11 protein-coding genes are annotated in these 17,685 nt (G+C 69.5%); 4 read left to right on the plus strand and 7 right to left on the minus strand.

Annotated elements, in window-relative coordinates:
• Window positions 1-15: 15 nt before the first annotated feature.
• The gene (locus tag ACIQWG_RS12895; RefSeq protein ID WP_404094032.1) at window positions 16-1,815 is read right to left on the minus strand and encodes a non-ribosomal peptide synthetase; all 1,800 of its coding nucleotides are present in this window, start codon (window positions 1,813-1,815) and stop codon (window positions 16-18) included.
• Window positions 1,816-2,260: 445 nt separating this feature from the next.
• Here ACIQWG_RS12895 and ACIQWG_RS12900 point away from each other — a divergent pair, with 445 nt between their 5' ends.
• The 3 genes from ACIQWG_RS12900 (at window position 2,261) to ACIQWG_RS12910 (ending at window position 5,646) form a co-directional block, all read left to right on the plus strand.
• Window positions 2,261-2,758, plus strand: coding sequence for a cobalamin B12-binding domain-containing protein (locus ACIQWG_RS12900; RefSeq protein WP_404094035.1), 498 nt, complete (start codon window positions 2,261-2,263; stop codon window positions 2,756-2,758).
• Window positions 2,758-4,086, plus strand: coding sequence for a methylaspartate mutase (locus ACIQWG_RS12905; RefSeq protein ID WP_404094038.1), 1,329 nt, complete (start codon window positions 2,758-2,760; stop codon window positions 4,084-4,086). Before ACIQWG_RS12900 ends, ACIQWG_RS12905 begins: the two co-directional genes overlap by 1 nt.
• A gap of 309 nt (window positions 4,087-4,395) precedes the next feature.
• Window positions 4,396-5,646, plus strand: coding sequence for an ATP-binding protein (locus ACIQWG_RS12910; protein ID WP_404094041.1), 1,251 nt, complete (start codon window positions 4,396-4,398; stop codon window positions 5,644-5,646).
• Between the two features lie 36 nt (window positions 5,647-5,682).
• Here ACIQWG_RS12910 and ACIQWG_RS12915 read toward each other — a convergent pair whose 3' ends face one another.
• Window positions 5,683-6,753, minus strand: a complete 1,071-nt coding sequence (locus tag ACIQWG_RS12915) for a glycoside hydrolase family 43 protein (RefSeq protein ID WP_404095818.1) — start codon at window positions 6,751-6,753, stop codon at window positions 5,683-5,685.
• A 317-nt stretch (window positions 6,754-7,070) separates the two neighbouring features.
• Between ACIQWG_RS12915 and ACIQWG_RS12920 the strand changes: the two genes are divergently transcribed.
• Window positions 7,071-10,337 (plus strand): LamG-like jellyroll fold domain-containing protein, encoded by a 3,267-nt coding sequence (locus ACIQWG_RS12920; RefSeq protein WP_404094043.1) that lies wholly within the window; start codon window positions 7,071-7,073, stop codon window positions 10,335-10,337.
• Between the two features lie 70 nt (window positions 10,338-10,407).
• On the opposite strand, the gene ACIQWG_RS12925 is transcribed toward ACIQWG_RS12920, so the two are convergent.
• The 5 genes from ACIQWG_RS12925 to ACIQWG_RS12945 form a co-directional block, all read right to left on the minus strand.
• A complete protein-coding gene (locus tag ACIQWG_RS12925; protein WP_404094046.1) occupies window positions 10,408-12,768 on the minus strand; it encodes an AbfB domain-containing protein in 2,361 nt (786 codons plus the stop codon).
• A 130-nt stretch (window positions 12,769-12,898) separates the two neighbouring features.
• Entirely contained in the window at window positions 12,899-13,933 is a 1,035-nt protein-coding gene (locus ACIQWG_RS12930; protein ID WP_404094049.1) for an ABC transporter permease, read from the minus strand.
• Window positions 13,930-14,892: an ABC transporter permease gene (locus ACIQWG_RS12935; protein ID WP_404094052.1), complete on the minus strand. Its 963-nt coding sequence runs from the start codon at window positions 14,890-14,892 to the stop codon at window positions 13,930-13,932. The genes ACIQWG_RS12930 and ACIQWG_RS12935 overlap by 4 nt, the downstream gene beginning before the upstream one ends.
• The gene (locus ACIQWG_RS12940; protein ID WP_404094055.1) at window positions 14,885-16,444 is read right to left on the minus strand and encodes a sugar ABC transporter ATP-binding protein; all 1,560 of its coding nucleotides are present in this window, start codon (window positions 16,442-16,444) and stop codon (window positions 14,885-14,887) included. The genes ACIQWG_RS12935 and ACIQWG_RS12940 overlap by 8 nt, the downstream gene beginning before the upstream one ends.
• 75 nt (window positions 16,445-16,519) lie before the next feature.
• The gene (locus ACIQWG_RS12945) at window positions 16,520-17,614 is read right to left on the minus strand and encodes an ABC transporter substrate-binding protein (RefSeq protein WP_404094057.1); all 1,095 of its coding nucleotides are present in this window, start codon (window positions 17,612-17,614) and stop codon (window positions 16,520-16,522) included.
• Between the last annotated feature and the right edge of the window lie 71 nt (window positions 17,615-17,685).

The raw sequence follows: 17,685 nt of genomic DNA on the forward strand, positions 1-17,685 counted from the left end.
GCCCGAGCTCGCCCCTCACCGTACGGCGTCGGTCGGGTCGAGGAGGCTTCGGCTCAGCTCTCTGAGACTGTCGGCGAAGAGGATCTCCGCGGGGTTCAACAGGACGTCGGAGGTCAGCGCCTTGCGCAGCCGGCTCGCCGTCTGTAGCGCCAGGATGGAGGTGCCGCCGAGGTCGAGGAAGTTGTCCTCGGGCTTGACCTGCGGGAGGTGGAGCACGCCGGCCACGACCTCGCACAGCAGGGCGCAGAGTTCTGCTTCCGGATCGGCGGGTCCGGTCCCGGCGCCGGCCTCCGCGTCGACCGGGGCGGCGCCGCTGCTCGCGCCGTGCGCGGCGTCGGCTGCGGTCGTGTTCGCGGACTCAGCGAGGCCGGCCACCAACCCGGTCCTGTCCACTTTCCCGTTGGAGTTGATGGGGAGCGTGGGGAACAGCCGCCACCGGTGGGGGACCATGTACTCGGGCAGGGTCCGACTCAAAGCCTTGATGAGATCGGCGACCGGATCGGTGGAATCGGACTCGGGGGTGGGGGCCGCGAAGCCCACCAGGTGCGCTTCCGGGCCCTCGCCCGTCCGCTCCACCGCCACGGCCGCCACCAGACCGGTGCGCAGCGCGGCCGCCTCGACCTCGCCGAGTTCCACCCGGTAGCCGCGCACCTTGACCTGGCGGTCCACGCGGCCTTGGAAGTCGTACGTGCCGTCCGGGAGCAGCCGGCCGAGGTCACCGGTCCGGTAGATCCGCTCGCCGTCCGGCAGGACGCTGAAGCGCTCCGCCGTCAGCTCGGGCAGGCCGAGGTAGCCCAGTGCGACCTGAGGCCCGCCGATGCAGATCTCGCCGACCTCGCCGGACGGCACCGGTCGCAGGTCCGCGTCGCGCAGTGACAAGGTTGTCGACTGGACCGCCTTGCCGATCGGGACCCGATGGGCGTCGCGCAGGTCCTCGCCTCGGCACAGGTGCGAACTGGCGAAGGTGGCCGTCTCGGTCGGGCCGTAGACATGCACGAGTTCGTGTGGCGGCCGCGCGGCGCGGATGGCACGCAGAGCGCCTGGGTCGACGACGTCGCCGCCGAAGATCACCGACCGCACCGAGGCGAAGGCGCTGGGGTTCTCCCGGACGATCATCTCCAGCAGCGCGGTGGTCAGGAACAGGGTGTCGATCCGCTGCTCCGACAGCACGGCGGCCCAGTCCGCGATCGGGATGTCGACGGCGTCCGGCAGGACGACCGCGGTCCCGCCGCCGGCCAGGGTGGTCCAGACCTCGAAGAGGATGATGTCGAACGCCGGGTTCCCCAGGCACGCGACCCGCAGGCCCGGTTCGAAGCGGAGGTAGTTCGGTGCGGTGGCGAACCGCTCGACGGCACGGTGCGGAATCATGACGCCCTTCGGGCGGCCCGTCGAGCCCGAGGTGAAGCCGATGTAGAAGACGGATTCCGGGTCGGCGGCGGGATCCGGGACCGGGGTGCCCGGGTCCCGGTCGGGCAGACCGGTGACAGGCGTGGTTCGGGTCGGCGGCAGAGCGGGCGACGGATTCGACGCGGCCAGGATCACGGCGGGCTCGGCGTCGGCGAGGATGCCTTCGACCCGCTCGGGCGGGGCCATCGGGTCCAGCGGGATGTAGGCGGCCCCGGCACGGATCACGCCCAGCACCGCGACCACGAAATCGACCGAGCGCCCCAGGGCCAGGGCCACGCGGTCGCCGGCTCCGATTCCGCGGCCGGCCAGATCGGCGGCGAGCCACCCGGACCGCTCCCAGAGTTCGGCATAACTGAGCGCCACGCCGGCGGTGTCACAGACCGCCGAGGCGTCCGGGTGGGCAGCCACCCGCTCCTGGATCAGCGTACGGATTCCACGCGGAGACCAGAGGTTTCCGGACAGGTCACAAGCATGATCAGCAGTCACCGTTACCACTCCCCGTTACCACTCCCCGCGCTGTGGGGCGACGCCGGCAGAGCCGGGCAGCGCCCAAGGGCGTCGAGATCAGTGATTCATCGCCGGGATCCTGATCCGGCATCCGCGAAGACGACGACGTCGAATTCGCGGTGGTCGTCCATCCGGCTCCCCCGCCCTCCTGCAACTCCTGAGTCGCGTGGTTCACGATCGTGCTCGCCCCGGCCGGCCGGCACCAGGAAACTCCGGCGGCAAACTCGGGCGGCAAACTCAGCTGGCCGGAACGCCGAGTTCCGGCCCGACCGGCGTGGAACGTGCCTGTCAGTTGCCGTGTTCGTGCCTGGTCCACGCGATCCGGCGCCGGGCATCATCGGGCTGCATGGGGAACGAAACGCCGCTGACGCGACTGCTCGCCAGACCGTCGGCACCGTCGGGACCCGCGCAAGAACCCCCCGGGCTGAAGCAGCTGAACGTGGTCGTGTCGGGGACCGAGTCCGATGCGCACACCTGGAATCTCGTCTTCCTCCAGCTCCTGCTCGAGGAGTCGGGGCATCGCGTTCACAATCTCGGCCCGTGCGTTCCCGCGACGCTTCTCGCGCAGGAGTGCGCACGCCTCCGTCCCGACCTGCTCGTCCTCGGGACCGTCAACGGTCATGGGACGGAGGACGCGTTGACAGCCATCGAGCAGCTGCGGGGACCGGGTGCGCCGGTCGGGATGCCTGTCGTCATCGGCGGCAAACTCAGCACCTCCGACCGGGGACGGCGGGATGCCGAGCGCCTTCTGTCCGCCGGGTTCGACGCGGTGTACTCCGACGACCCGGCCGTGATCGGAGAATTCACGTCGTTCGTCCGCGCGTTGGCCGTCGGAAGGCCGTGATGGACCGCGCCGGCCGGCCCTCCGGCCCGCCTTCGTTCGGCGCGTACGTCGCGGCCGCACACGCCGCCGGCCGGCTCGTGGTCCAGCCGAGAATGGGAGTCAGCGATCCGGGCGGGATGCGGGCCGGGCTGATGGCGACGAAGTCCGCGGCAGCGACCACAGCGGGCACGATCACCGTCGACAGTTACACCCGGCTGGGCCGGCACGAAGCCGCGCGGAGGGCGCTGGAGAACGGTTCCCCGCTCAACGGATACCCGATCGTCCTGCGCGGACCGGCCACGACGGAGTCCGTTCTGCGAGGCGTCATGGACCGGGATTTCCCGGTCCAGGTCCGCCACGGCGCACCCGACCCCCGAGCGATCGTCTCCGCACTGATCGCCGCCGGGCTCGACGCGACGGAAGGCGGTCCGGTCTCCTACTGCCTGCCGTACGGCAGGACACCTCTCGACGCCTCGATCACGGCCTGGGCAGCATCCTGCCGTGAGCTTGCCGCACTGGCCGAGGCCGGCCGAAGGCCGCATCTGGAGACGTTCGGCGGCTGCATGCTCGGCCAACTGTGCCCACCGAGCATGCTGGTGGCGCTCAGCGTCCTGGAGGCGTGCTTCTTCCGCCAGCACGGCGTCACCGATGTCTCGTTGAGCTACGCCCAGCAGACGAGCCCGGATCAGGACGTCGAGGCCGTCGACGCTCTGGTGCGCATCGCCGAGGAGCGCCTCGGCGACATCGACTGGCACGTCGTGGTGTACACGTACATGGGTGTCCACCCGCGGACGGCGACCGGTGCGCGTCTGCTGCTGCGTGAGGCGGTCCGGCTGGCGGTGCGGACCGGATCGGCGCGACTCATCGTCAAGACGGCCGCGGAGGCGTCGCGGATCCCCCTGGTCGCCGAGAACGTCGACGCACTCGAACTCGCCGCGGCCTTTGCCGAGGACCTGCGGCAGGACGCGGCGGGCCAGGGCGCCGTCGTGCCGGCCGAGGGCACCGTCGAGCGAGAGGCACGGGCCCTGGTGGACGCGGTGTTGGAGCTGGACCCTGATGTGGGCCGAGCGCTGCTCACCGCGTTCCGTCGCGGGTACCTGGACATCCCGTTCTGCCTGCATCCGGACAACGCAGGGCGTACCCGCGCGGCCATCGACTCCGACGGGCGCCTGCGATGGACCGCCCTGGGCGCACTGCCGATCGGCGATGTCACGGACATCAGCGGTGCTCGTCCCCTGCGTTCCCCGGAACTCATGACCGCGCTCACCTATGTGCGGCGCCGGTACGACTCGTACCCACCGGGAACACGCGTAGATCCGTTCAGCGCCGCAACCCATGAACTCATGTGATCAACGTCATACCGGGATTCCATTGCCATCCGGTTGTTGATTACCGAATGAAGTCATCCCTGACAGGAGGGTGTCGAGGGGCTGGCGGTTCGGCCCCAAGATTCACTGACGCCCGGTGATCAAGGCCCCACCCAGGGTTGACGCCCAGAGTACAGGCGGCAAGCCTGGGTAGCACGGTTGTTCGTGATCAGTTCATTGCGAAGTGACGTTCCGGGGGCCTGTGAGTACTTCTGCTTCTCGATGCTGGATGGATTGCTACGCGAGTTGGTGTCTGCTCGATCTCAGAACTTGGGGCCGAGGGTGTGAATCATGAAACGTGGCAGCAACCTCGGGGGATTACTTGCCCGCCAACGCATGGATGCGGGGTGGTCCCAGGAGGAACTCGCTGATCGCTCGGGAGTGAGCGTACGAACGGTCAGAAACATCGAGACCGGTGCCGTGCGGTCGCCCCGGCACTCGTCCCTGTCACTGGTGGTGGCGGCTTTCCAGGCGGCGGGCCTCTTCGAGGCGGAGTTCGTGCTTCGGGATTTCACCCACAGGAACGGGACAGAGCACGCCGCAGCCCTGTCCGGTCGGCCGGCAGGGGTGTCGACGGCGAACGGCGTGCACGCCGCAGGCGATCACGACTGGTTGGTGGGGCGGAAGAACGACATCGCCCGCATGTGCGACAGTCTGCATCGAGACCGGTGGACCACTTTGGTCGGACCTGGCGGCGTCGGCAAGACGAAGTTGGCGTTCGCCGTCGCGGATCGTTTGCGCAGTCAGTTCGCGGGAGGCGTCTCGGTCGTTCCTCTCGGAGAGACGTCCGAGGACCACGACGAGACGGCCGTCTGGCAGGCGGTCTGCGAGGCTTTACGGGCCGAGAGATCGCCGGGCGACTGTTCCGCGGCCATGCGGCGGCTGGTGGTCATCGACAACATCGAGCATCTGCAGACGCCCGCGGTCCGGGCGTGCCAGCGGCTGCTGGCGGAGTTTCCCGATGTGTGGATCTTGATCACTTCTCGACATGCCGTGGCCGCGGCCGGGGTCAAGACCGTGGAGGTTCGTCCCCTGTCCACGGTCGACGCCGAGCAACTGTTCCTCTACCGCGCGCAGGCCGCGTGCCCGGACCTGGACCTGACCGGCCGCGGGTCCGCTGTCACGGAGATCTGCCGCAAGCTGGACGGAGTGCCGTTCGCGCTGGAGGTGGCGGCGCTGCGGCTGCGCTCGTTATCGATCGACACGCTGCTCCAGGCGCCGCTGCGCCAGATCGTCGCCCAACCGAGCGTCGCCGGCCTTCCTCATCAGCGCACCCTCGTCGAGAGCGTCACGTGGAGCTACGGGATGCTCGGCGAGGAGCAACGCCGCCTTCTGCACTGGCTGTCGGCGTTCCTCGAAGCCTTCACGATCAAGGACCTTCTCGGCCGTCCGGACCGGGAGTCGGTCGCCGACGACTTCCCGCACCTGGTCGACATCGTCTCCGATCTCGTCGATCGATCCATGCTCCAGGTCAGCCGCGGAACGGAGTACCGCTACTCCATGCTGGGGCACATCCGTGAAGTGATCGGCACTCTCCAGTGAGCACGATCTCCGCTGCCCTCGGGCGCACGACGGGCACTACTCGAAGAACTTCAGGCTCCAGCCGGTATCCGTGTTCGGACCGGGCTCGTCGGCACGGCTGTAAGGGGTGTTGCCCCACCAGCAGAACGTCCCGGTGTACCAGTACCGGTTCTCCCACGCGTACGGCGTCCCCTTGGGGACCGCGTGGAACATCAGCGGGAACCTCGGGCCGGCCGGCGGGCTCGTGCCGATGTCGCCGTCGAGCAGAACGAAGCTGTGGTGGCCGGGCCCGTTGACGTACAGCGTCGGGTCCCAGCCGGCCATCATCGTGGCGCGGTTCGAGCCGAACAGGCAGCCGTTGGACTTGTACCAGTCCCATACGTACGTCGGGTCACCGCCGGCCCGCAGCCGCAGGTCGGCCAGGCAGTACTGCTCGCTCCAGCTGCCGTTGGCCGAGTACACGATGTGCAGTTGGCCGCCTGGGTCCTTGATGGCCTCGGGGGCCTCGTTGATGAACGGGTCGCCGACCACCCGCTCCCAGCTCTCCCGGGGCTGCGAGATGATGTGGCGCCCGCCGGTCGGGGTGGTCGGGCCGCTCATCCGGGCGATGTAGAGGTTCTGCTCGACGTTGGTGTCGCCGGCCCAGCCGGACCACACGAACCAGCGCTGCCCGTTGAAGGTGAACAGGGTTCCGTCGATGGCCCATTTGCCGTCCGGCAGGGCCAGTTGGGCCTCGGAGGTGTATCCGCTGTCCGGAGCGGCGGAGCTGATGACATACATCCGGTGGGCCGGTCCGCGGCCCGCCGAGAAGTAGATGTAGTAACGGCCGCCGTCGCGCACGATCTCGGGAGCCCAGACCTCGCCGAGGTTGCGGGTGTCGGACCAGACCTGGCGGGCAGGCGCCGTTGCCAGAGCGTCCGTTGACGGTGCTTGGCGTACGACGATGCCGCCGCCGGCCGACTGCACCGAGACATAGGTGCCGCCGACGCGCAGCACGCTCGGGTCGGCGGCCCGCAGACTCGTCTGCCCGGCCCGGGCCGGTTCGGCGGACGTCACGGTCAGCACGGCGGCCAGGACGCCGGACAGCAGCACTGCCGTTGCGCCCGTGATCCAGCGAGGAAGCTTCATCGTCACCTCGGCGCCCCCGATTTCCATCGATGGAACAGCTCTTCAGCAGCATGGTTACGCATCGCGAGCATGTCAACGCCGGTTGGAGGGCCGAGTCCACAAGTCGCCTTCGGCCAAAGCCCGTGAGGGTTGGTGACCGAGTGGTGCGCGAGGTCTGGACAGCGGTCGAGGGCCGTGCTGTCATTTCGGCTGTCGCAGGATTTCCAACGTTGAAAGAGCCGCCCGACCGCGTCCGGTACCGGTCTTCCTCATCCCGGCGGCCCGGTCGTTCCAGATGGCCGGTCCGGTCGAGCGGCATCTGTGCGAGGAAAGGTTCGATGACGAGACAACACTTCCGCCCACGGACCAGACTGTGGGCGCTGCTGGCCACGGCCGCGCTCGTTGTGCCCCCGAGCGGTCTGGCCGCCACCGCGTCGGCAGCGGAACCGACCGGCAGCGCCTCGGCGCTCGCCACCGAGGCAGCCGACGTCGAGGTGCACGGCCTGAAGGGCGAGTACTTCGGCATGTCGGCGCCCGGCGCACGGGACTTCGCCGAACTCGGTGGCACGCTGCTCGACCCGCAGATCAACTTCTCCGGCCTGACCAGCACCTTCCAGGAGCTGAACGGCAGGACGGAGCACACGACCGCCCGCTGGACGGGCCAGATCGAGGCACCGGCCACCGGCGACTACACCTTCTACGCCATCGGCGACAACGGCTTCCGGCTCTACATCGACGGCGAACCGGTCATCGACCACTGGGAGCCCGACTGGGACAAGGAGCAGACCAGCGCCGCGATCCGGCTCGACGCCGGCGAGAAGCACGACTTCCGGCTGGAGATGTTCCAGGACTTCGGCGGCGCCAACATGTTCCTGCGCTGGGCCGGCCCCGGCCTGTCCAAGCAGCTCGTGCCCATGTCGGCGTTCACCCCGCCCGAGGGCTTCGAGGTCTACCCGGTGGAGCTGTCCGTGGCCGCGGACGGACGCCGGCTGCGCGCCCGGTTCGAGGGAAAGGTCGACGAACTCCGGTCGCTCAAGGACCACTTGAAGGTGGAGGCCGACACCACGGCCATGCCCCTGAAGTCGGTCACCGTCGCGCCCGGCGACCGCAACTCCCTGCTCGTGACGCTCGCCGAGCCCATCCAGAGGAACCAGCAAGTGCGGGTCACCTACGACGGCGAGGGCGGCCTGACCTCGGGCGGCGAGGTCGTGCCGAAGGTCATCCGCTACGCCGACAACGCCTCCACCCACCGGCTCACCACCAAGTGGGGCGACAAGGTCGACACCAAGAACCCGCTGCCCGAGTACCCCCGTCCGCAACAGGTGCGCTCCAAGTGGAAGAACCTCAACGGACCTTGGCAGTTCAGCGGCGCCGAGGCGGGCGAGCAGCCCGTGTTCGGCAAGGATCTGGACGAGAAGATCGTCGTGCCGTACCCGGTGGAGTCGCAGCTCTCCGGCCTTGAGCGGCACGAGGACCACATGTTCTACCGCAGGCTGGTCGACGTCCCCAAGGGCTGGAAGGTCGGCAAGGACAACCGGTTGAAGCTGAACTTCGGCGCCGTGGACTACCAGGCGCGCGTCTTCGTCAACGGCACGAAGGTCGCCGAACACACCGGTGGCTACGACGCGTTCAGCGCCGACATCACCGACGCGCTGAAGGGCTCGGGGCCGCAGGAGGTCGTGGTCGCGGTCACCGACACCGGGGGCGCGGACCAGCCGATGGGCAAGCAGTCCACCAACCCGGGCGGCATCTTCTACACCCAGTCCTCGGGCATCTGGCAGACCGTCTGGATGGAGCCGGTCGCGAACGCGGCGATCGATAACGTTGTCTCCACTCCCGACATCGACACGAGCAGCCTCGCCGTGACGGTGGAGTCGGACAAGGCGTCCTCCGGCGCCCGGGTCGAGGCGGTCGCGCGCGACAGGCGCGGCAACGTCGTCGGCAAGGTCAGCGGGCCGGCCAACGAGCAGCTGCGGCTGCCGGTCGCGAAGCAGCACCTGTGGAGCCCGGACGACCCCTACCTCTACGACCTCGACGTCAAGCTCACCGACGGCGGATCGACCGACAGGGTCCGCAGCTACTTCGGTATGCGCGAGATAGGCGTGGCGAAGGTCGGCGGCTTCCAGAAGCTGGTGCTCAACGGCAAGCCGGTCTTCTCCCTCGCCACCCTCGACCAGGGCTTCTGGCCCGACGGCCTGTACACCGCGCCGAGCGACGAGGCCCTCGCGTTCGATCTGAAGGCGCACAAGGAGATGGGCTTCAACGCCGTACGCAAGCACATCAAGGTGGAGCCCGCGCGCTGGTTCTACCACGCGGACCGGCTCGGCCTGCTGGTCTGGCAGGACTTCGTCTCCGGCAACATCACCAACGAGACCGGGCGGCGCGCCTTCGTCGACCAGGGCCGCGAGGTGCTGCGTGAGCACCACAACGCTCCGTCCGTGATCGGCTGGATCGTCTTCAACGAGGGCTGGGGCGAGTGGGACCGCACGGAGACCGGCAAGCTCGCCGAGGCCGTGAAGGAAGCCGACCCGTCCCGTGTCGTCAACGCCCACAGTGGCGTCAACTGCTGCAATTCCAAGGGTGATTCGGGCAAGGGCGACATCATCGACCACCACGACTACAACAACGAGGACCCGCCGTTCCCCGACGACAAGCGGGCCGCGATGGACGGTGAGCACGGCGGCTTCACCCTGCGCACCCCCGGGCACATGTGGCCGGGCGCCCCGACCGTGATCTACAGCGGTGTCGCCGACAAGGAGGCGCTGACCCGCAAGTACGTCGAGAACACCGAGAAGTTCTATCTCGACCAGGCCGCGAACGAGCTGTCCGGTTCGGTCTACACGCAGATCACCGACCTGGAGAACGAGCTCAACGGCCTGTACACGTACGACCGCCGCGAGATCAAGGTCGACCCGGTCCGGGTGCGTGAGGTCAACCGCAAGGTCATCGCGGCCGGCGCCGCCGCGGGCGAGCGGCAGCCGCTGAAGGGCGGCGGGACCTGGGCTCTCGACGAGGGCACCGGGAGCACGGCCAAGGACGGCGGCCCGAACGCCATGGCCCTGACCCTCGCCGAGGGCACGACCTGGACGCCCGGCGTCAGCGGCAGCGCGCTGAAGTTCGACGGCCAGGGGCAGTTCGCCGAGACCGACGGGCCGGTGCTCGACACCACCGGAAGCTACTCGGTGTCCGCCTGGGTCCGGCTGGACGAGCTCCCCGGCAACTACGCCACCGCGATCAGCCAGGACACCCGGCGCCAGGCCAGCCCGTTCTATCTCCAGTACGGACAGGGCGCGTTCGCCTTCAGTACCCCGGGCGAGAACCGCGCCCGGCTGGTCACCACCCCGGAGAGGGGCCGCTGGTACCACCTGGTCGGCGTCCGCGACAGCGCCGACAACACCATCGAGCTCTACGTCGACGGAAAGCCGGCGGCGAGTGCCACCGGCGGCGCGGCCTACCCCAGCACCGGTTCCCTGGCCGTCGGCCGGGCCCAGTGGGACGGCAACGACACCGACTTCTGGAACGGCGCTGTCGACGAGGTCCACGCCTACGACAAGGCGCTCACCGCCGAGGAGGTGAGCGCGCTCTACGCGGACGAGAAGCCGTAGCGAGAGCGGCGACGAGTGGGCCCCGGCGGAGGGTACTTCCCGCCGGGGCCCACTCTGCTCCATTCCTCGGTCAGGGCGCCCACGGGGCTTCCACGGCCCACGTGGTGTCCTCCGCGAAGAGGGCGGGGTTGTCCCAGGTGTGCGTGCCGCCGGGGGTGGCGAGCCACAACTCGGCGTTGTAGTGGCGCAGGTACTGCTCCGGGAAGTTGTACGCCGACAGCCGCACTCCCCCGTTCACGCCGGGTACGGGACAGAAGGTGGCGTCGGCCCGGTACAGGTCGCCGCTGCCGGTCTCCTTGTGGACCCGGTACGCGCGGTGGCGCAGGTACTCGCCGGGGTAGTTGCGTGACTCGAAGCTGTAGCAGGAGCTGTTGGCGAGGCCAGGGACGATCTTCCAGGTGGCGTCGTTCTTCAGCAGGGAGTCGCTGGTGCCGGTGACGACGTCCGTGAAGGCGGCTCCGTCCCGGTGGCGCAGGTACCGGTCGGTGTAGCCCGGTGTCGTCACGCGCAGGGACTTGTACTGGCCGGTGGGCAGGGTGATGGGTGCCGTGGAGCCACGGGAGGCCTCTATGAGGGCGCGGTTGGCCGTGCGTACCCGGGCCTCGTCGACCTTGACGACCTGACGGTCGTAGGTGAGCAGGCCGTTGACCTCGTTCTCGACGTCGGTGATCTCGGTGTAGACCGAGGCGGACAGGCCGCGGGGCATGCGTACCTCGCGGATGGCGTCGATGAGGCCCACGAAGCGGTTGTTCAGGTGGGCGAGGTCGGGCTGGTCCTCGTAGCTGAAGCCGCCGCCGGGGTACCACTCGTGGCCGGCGACCTTGAAGCCGAGTCCGCCGAACTCGCCGAGGACGGCGGCGCGGGTGGCGCTGGGCACGGTAGTGCCGGGGCCGACGTAGACGTGGTGGTCGACGACGTCGCCGTTGCCGCCGTCGACGGCGCCGCAGCAGTTGACGCCGCTCATGTTGTCGACGAGGCGGGAGGGGTCGTAGGCCTTCACCTTGTCGGCGATGCGGGCCTGGTCGTACTGGCCCCAGCCCTCGTTCTGGTTGACCCACATGACCAGGGACGGTGAGCTGCGGTGCTGGTCGATGATGCGGTCGTACTCGGCCTCCCACTGGGTGCGGGCGGCGGCGTCGGGGGTGTGCTCCATGGACGGCATGTCCTGCCAGACCAGCAGTCCCAGCCGGTCGGCCCAGTAGAACCAGCGCTGCGGCTCGACCTTGATGTGCTTGCGGACCATGTTGAACCCGAGGTCCTTGTGCTTCTGGAGGTCGTGGCGCAGGGCGGCGTCGGTGGGCGCGGTGTAGATGCCGTCCGGCCAGTAGCCCTGGTCGAGGGTGCCGGTCTGGAAGACGAACCTGCCGTTGAGGACGGGGCGCAGGACGCCGTCGACGCGGGCGGTGCCGATGGAGCGCATCCCGGTGTAGCTGCCGACCGAGTCGACGGTCGTGCCGGCGGAGAGCAGGTCGGTCTTCACGTCGTAGAGGAAGGGGTCCTCGGGAGTCCAGAGGTGGGGGTTCGGGATCGGGACGGTGAACTCGGTGCCGACCGGGCCGGTGGCGGTGCCGATCGTGGTGCCGCCCGTGGAGACGGTGACGCGGGCCTGGTGGCCGTTCGTGCCGGTGCATCGGACGGTGACCTTGAGGCGGTTGTTCGCCGGGTCCGGAACCATGTCGAGTCGGCTGATGTACGCGGAGGCCGTGGGTTCGAGCCATACCGTCTGCCAGATGCCGGACGCGGCGGTGTAGAAGATGCCGCCGCCGGGGTGCGGGGCGGTGTCACGGATCCGCTGCTTGCCGACCGCCTGGCCGCCGGTCTCGGTGGGGTCCCAGACGGAGACGACGATCGTGTTGGTGCCGCCGTTGAGGAGGTCGGTGACGTCGTAGGAGAAGGCGTCGTAGCCGCCGCTGTGGATGGCGCCCGCCTGGCGGCCGTTGACCCAGACGGTCGTACGCCAGTCACTGGCGCCGAAGTTGAGCTGGACGCGGCGGCCGTTCCAGTTCGAGGGGACGGTGAAGGTGCGCTTGTACCAGAGCTTGTCGTTCTGGGTGATCTTGCGCTGGATGCCGGAGAGCGCGGACTCGGCGGCGAACGGGACCCTGATCTGTTCGCTGAAGGTGGCCGGCTGGCCGGCGTCCGCCGAGGTGACGGCGAAGTCCCAGATGCCGTTGAGGTTGGCCCAGTCGGGGCGGGTCAGTTGGGGGCGGGGGTATTCCCGGAGCGGGTTGTCGACGGGGACCTGGTTGGTCCACGGGGTGGTCATGGGCGACGGCTTGGGGGTCCAGGCCCGGGGTGCGGCGGCCGCGGAACCGGTGGCCGTCAGGACCGTACCGCCGACCAGGGTGAGCGCGGCGAGCGCGGTGGTCGCCCACCGCGCTCGTCGTCTCAGCCAGTCCAGCGGCCTTCGGCCTGCGGGTACTCGACGCATCGTGCCTCCTTGAATCGTGGGGTGGGGAGACGTGCGCGTGCGGGCGGCGGCCGGAGGGGAGTCCGGCCGCCTGGAACCGGACCCGGCGGCCGGGCCGTCGGAGGGGCTCGGCCGCCGGGTCCGGGGCTTGTCACATGAGTTGCCGTCTGCGGCCCAGCCAGGTCTGGGCGATGACCACGACGGCGAGGAAGGCGCCGCTGACGACCTGCTGGTAGGAGGAGTCGAGGGAGCCGATCTGGTTGATGACGTTCTGGATGACCTTCAGGAGCAGTACGCCGACCAGGGAGCCGCTGACGTAGCCGAGGCCGCCGGTCAGCAGGGTGCCGCCGATGACCACGGCGGAGATGGCCTCCAGTTCCATGCCGCTGCCGAGGATGGTCACGCCGGAGGCGAGCCATGCGGCGTTGAGCGCGCCGGCCAGCCCGGCGAGGAGCCCGGACAGGGTGTACACGAGGATCTTGGTACGGGCCACGGGGGCACCCATCAGTGCCGCCGCGTCCTCGTTGCCGCCGACCGCGTAGACGTGCTGTCCGAAGCGCGTGCGGCGCAGGACCACGGCACCCGCGACGAACAGGGCCAGGGTGATCCACACCGGGTTGCCGAGGCCCAGGGTGGTGCCCTGGCCCAGTTCGGCGAGGAAGGAGCCCTTGCCGATCAGAAAGGTGTCCGCGCCCTCGTCGGTGATGGCGAGCAGCAGGCCACGCGCGCCCAGCATCGCGGCGAGCGTGACGATGAACGGGGCGAGTCGGGAGCGCGCGACCAGCAGGCCGTTGACGACACCGATCAGTCCGCACACCGCCAGGGGCAGCAGCAGGGCCACCAGAGTGCCGTGGCGTGAGCCCCAGGCCGCGAGGACGCCGCCGAGGGCGAACAGCGAGCCGACGGACAGGTCGATGCCGCCGGTGATGATCACGAAGGTCATGCCGAGGGCGACGATGGCCAGGAAGGCCGAACTGGTCGCCATGTTGGTGAGGTTGTCGCCGGTGGCGAAGGCGTCGAAGGAGAACGACGCCACCAGGGAGACGAGCACCAGGACGGCCAGGGCGCCGTGCTGCTGGACGAGGGCGCTCAGCCGTTCGGAGCGGGCGGAGCCGACCGGTGCGGTCTCCCCCGTCGGCTCATTGCTGGCGGTGGTCACGGGCGCGTCCGCTTTCGTGACGGTCATCGCCTCCCCCGTCCCCGTGCCGCGTAGACCGCGGCGACGATCACTATGGCCTGGGCGATCTGGGTCCAGGAGGGCGGCAGATCGTGCTTGATGAGGGTGGCGGTGAGCAGTTGGATGAGGACGGCTCCCGCGACGGTGCCGGCGATGTTGACCCGGCCGCCGGTCAGCGGGGTGCCGCCGACGACGACCGCCGTGATCGCGGACAGCTCCATCAGGTTGCCGAGGGAGGTCGGGTCGCTGGCCTGGAGGCGGGCGGTGGCCAGCACGCCGGCGACGGCGGCGAGCAGTGCGCAGACGACGTACACGATGATCAGAACGCGCCGTACGGGCAGACCGGCGAGCTGCGCGGCGGGGCGGCTGTCGCCGATGGCGAGGAGCTGGCGCCCGAACGTGGTGCGGCGCACGACGAAGGCCACCAGCACGGCCAGGACGGCTGCGATCAGGATCAGGTACGGAATGCCGAGGACGTCGCCGGAACCGAGCGAGGCCAGGGAGGGGTTGCGCAGGTCCTCCAACTGGGGCAGCAGGACCAGGGCGAGGCCCCGTCCGCCGACCATGAGCGCCAGCGTGGCCACGATCGGTTGGACGCCGACGAGGGCGACCAGCGCGCCGTTGGCCAGTCCGACGCCGGCCGCGAAGAGCGCGACCACGAGCAGTGCGGGCAGGAGTCCGTAGCCGAGGTAGAGCGCGGTGACCGAAGCCGCCAGTGCCATGACGGCACCGACGGACAGGTCGACGCCCTCGGTGCCGATGACCAGGGCCATCCCGAGGGCGACGATGATGACGGGGGCGACCTGGACGGCCTGGGTGCGGAAGTTCTCCGCGGAGAGGAAGTGCGGGGTGATGACGGTGTTGACGACGAGCAGCGCCGCCACGCCCGCGTAGACGCCGTAGGTCTGGAGCCATGCCAGCACGCGGGTCCTGTCCAGCGGGGCGGTGCGGAGGGTGGCCTCAGCCATCGGTCGCCGCCTCCTTGGCCAGGTGCTCCACCTGGGCGTCCCCGGCGATGGTGCGCATCAGCTTGTCCTCGGTGACGTCTTCGCCGGTCAGTTCGCCGACGACGGCACCGTCCTTCAGTACGACCACGCGGTCGGACCCTTCGATCAGTTCCTCCAGGTCGGAGGAGATGAGCAGGACGCCCAGGCCGTCGGCGGCCAGTTCGTCCACGAGTTTCTGCACCTCGGCCTTGGCGCCGACGTCGATGCCGCGGGTGGGCTCGTCGAGCAGCAGCACCTTGGGGTTCATGGCGAGCCAGCGGGCGAGCAGCACCTTCTGCTGGTTGCCGCCGGACAGTTCGCCGACCTTCTGGTGCGGTGAGGAGGCCTTGATGCGCAGCCGCTTGATGAAGGTGTCGACGACGCTGTCGACGCGGGCCTCGGAGACGAGGCCGAAGCGGGAGAGGCGGGGCAGGACGGCGAGGGCGATGTTCTCGCGGACGGACAGTCCGGGGACGACGCCCTCGCTCTTGCGGTCCTCCGGCAGCAGGCTGACGCCCGCCCGGATGGCGGCCGGTGCCGAACCGCCGCGCAGCGGGACGCCGGCCACGGTGACACGGCCCGAACGGACGGGCAGGGCGCCGGAGATGGCCTTCGCGGTCTCGGTGCGGCCGGAGCCGAGCAGTCCGCCGAGGCCGACGACCTCGCCGGGCCGGATGCTGAGGGACACCTGGTGCAGTTTGTGCGGCACCGTCAGTTCCCTTGCGTCCAGCACGGGTTGGGTGTCTGTCGCCTCGTGGTCGCCGGTGAACTTGGTGAGACCTTCCGCGCGGACCTCGCCGAGGTCCCGGCCGAGCATGGTGGACACCAGGGCGAGCCGGTCGAGGTCGGCGAGGCGGCCGTGGTGGACGCGCCGGCCGTCGCGGAGCACGGTGACCGTGCCGCACACGGCGTACAGCTCGTCGAGGCGGTGGCTGACGTAGACGACGGCGATACCGGCGTCGCGCAGCCGCCGGATCACCGAGAACAGGGTCTCGACCTCGCGGGGTTCGAGCGAGGAGGTCGGCTCGTCCATGATGACGATGCGGGCGTCGGTGGCCACGGCTCGGGCCAGGGCCACCATCTGCTGGGCGCCGACCCCGAGGGTGCGCAGCGACCGGCGGACGTCGACCTGGACGCCGTAACCGCGCAGGGTCTCCTCGGCCTCCCGGTTCATACGGGCGATGTCCAGGACACCGAAGCGGTTGCGGGGTTCCCGGCCCAGGAAGAGGTTGCGGGCCACGCTGAGCAGCGGGATCAGGTTGACCTCTTGGTAGATGGTCGAGATGCCCGCCTTCTGCGCCTCCAGGGGCGTGGCGAAGGAGACCGCGCGGCCCTGGAAGGTGATCTCGCCGGCGTCGGGGCGGTACACGCCGGTGAGGAGCTTGATGAGGGTCGACTTGCCGGCGCCGTTCTCGCCGATGAGGGCGTGGACCTCGCCGGCGTACAGGGTGAGGTCCACGTCGTCCAGGGCCCGGACGCCGGGGAAGGTCTTGCTCAGTCCGCGGACGGCGAGGACTTCGGCGGGGGGTGCCACCTGTGCCTCCAGGGAGAGGATCGAGAAGGGGGGAGAGACGAGCGCGGGGGCCCGGACGTCCGGGCCCCCTACAGCTCAATACGCCTTGCTGATCTCCGTCTTCGCGTTGTCCGCGGTGTAGGCGCTGTCCTGGATGATGATGTCCTGCGGGACTTCCTCGCCCTTGGTGAAGGTGTCCAGGGTCTGGAAGGCCAGCGGGCCGAACCGGGGGTTGGACTCGATCACGCCGCTGATCCAGCCGTCCACGATGCCCTGCACGGCGTTGCGGGTGCCGTCGACCGTCACGATCTTGACGTCGCCCGCCTTCTTGCCGGCGCCCTTGAGCGCGGCTACCGCGCCGAGGCCCATCTCGTCGTTCTCGGCGTAGATGCCCTTGATGCCGGGCTTGGACTGGATGAGCTGCTCGGTGACCTGCTGGCCCTTCTCGCGGGCGAAGTCACCGGTCTGCTCGAACACGACCTTCAACTCCGGTGCCTTCTCGGCGATCCGCTCCTTGAAGCCCTTGGTGCGCTCGGTGGTGACGTTGTTACCGGCCGAGCCGAGGAGGATGGCGACCTCGCCCTTGCCGCCGGTCGCCTCGATCATCTGGTCGGCGGCGCGCTTGCCCTGCTCGACGAAGTCGGAGGCGATGAAGGAGACGTAGTCCTTGCAGGCGGTGGCGTTGATCTTGCGGTCGATGGTGACGATCGGGACCTTCTTGGCGGCGGCGGCCTGAAGCACCGGGTCCCAGCCGTCGGAGTTGAGCGGGGCGATCACCAGCAGGTCGGCACCCTTGGCGAGCAGGTCCTGTACGTCGCTGATCTGCTTGGAGAACTGCGACTGGGCGTTGGCCGTCAGCAACTTGACGCCCCGCTTCTCGGCCTCGTCCTTGATGGACTGGGTCTCGGCGATACGGAACGGGTTGGCCTCCTTCTCCGACTGGGAGAAGCCCACGGTCGCCTTCTTCAGGTCCAGCTTCTCGCCGCCGTAGGCGTCGATCGCGCAGGTCTTGCTACCGGGCTTCGGCGTGACGACCTTCTGTTCGGCGCCCGCGGCCGCCGGGGACCGGGTGTCCTTCGAGGCGTCGTCCTCCGACTTCGCGCAGGCGCCGGCGGTCAGGGCGACCGCGGCGGCCAGGGCCACGGCGCCGGGGCGGGCGAGGAGACGAGGACGGTGAGTGGTGCGCTGCATGGTGACCCCGATCCGGGCGACGCTGAAAGGGAACTGGGGAGCTGACACATGAGCAGAAACGGTGCGTCTCC

Origin of the sequence: Streptomyces sp. NPDC098781, assembly GCF_044759995.1 — a bacterium.
Lineage (GTDB): Bacteria > Actinomycetota > Actinomycetes > Streptomycetales > Streptomycetaceae > Streptomyces.

What these genes read in the sequence shown, in the direction of transcription:
- ACIQWG_RS12905 (WP_404094038.1), top strand. Translation starts at nt 2,758, where the DNA reads ATGGACCGCGCCGGCCGGCCCTCCGGCCCGCCTTCGTTCGGCGCGTAC.
- ACIQWG_RS12930 (WP_404094049.1), bottom strand. Translation starts at nt 13,933, where the DNA reads ATGACCGTCACGAAAGCGGACGCGCCCGTGACCACCGCCAGCAATGAG.
- ACIQWG_RS12935 (WP_404094052.1), bottom strand. Translation starts at nt 14,892, where the DNA reads ATGGCTGAGGCCACCCTCCGCACCGCCCCGCTGGACAGGACCCGCGTG.
- ACIQWG_RS12915 (WP_404095818.1), bottom strand. Translation starts at nt 6,753, where the DNA reads ATGAAGCTTCCTCGCTGGATCACGGGCGCAACGGCAGTGCTGCTGTCC.
- ACIQWG_RS12920 (WP_404094043.1), top strand. Translation starts at nt 7,071, where the DNA reads ATGACGAGACAACACTTCCGCCCACGGACCAGACTGTGGGCGCTGCTG.
- ACIQWG_RS12900 (WP_404094035.1), top strand. Translation starts at nt 2,261, where the DNA reads ATGGGGAACGAAACGCCGCTGACGCGACTGCTCGCCAGACCGTCGGCA.
- ACIQWG_RS12925 (WP_404094046.1), bottom strand. Translation starts at nt 12,768, where the DNA reads ATGCGTCGAGTACCCGCAGGCCGAAGGCCGCTGGACTGGCTGAGACGA.
- ACIQWG_RS12910 (WP_404094041.1), top strand. Translation starts at nt 4,396, where the DNA reads ATGAAACGTGGCAGCAACCTCGGGGGATTACTTGCCCGCCAACGCATG.
- ACIQWG_RS12945 (WP_404094057.1), bottom strand. Translation starts at nt 17,614, where the DNA reads ATGCAGCGCACCACTCACCGTCCTCGTCTCCTCGCCCGCCCCGGCGCC.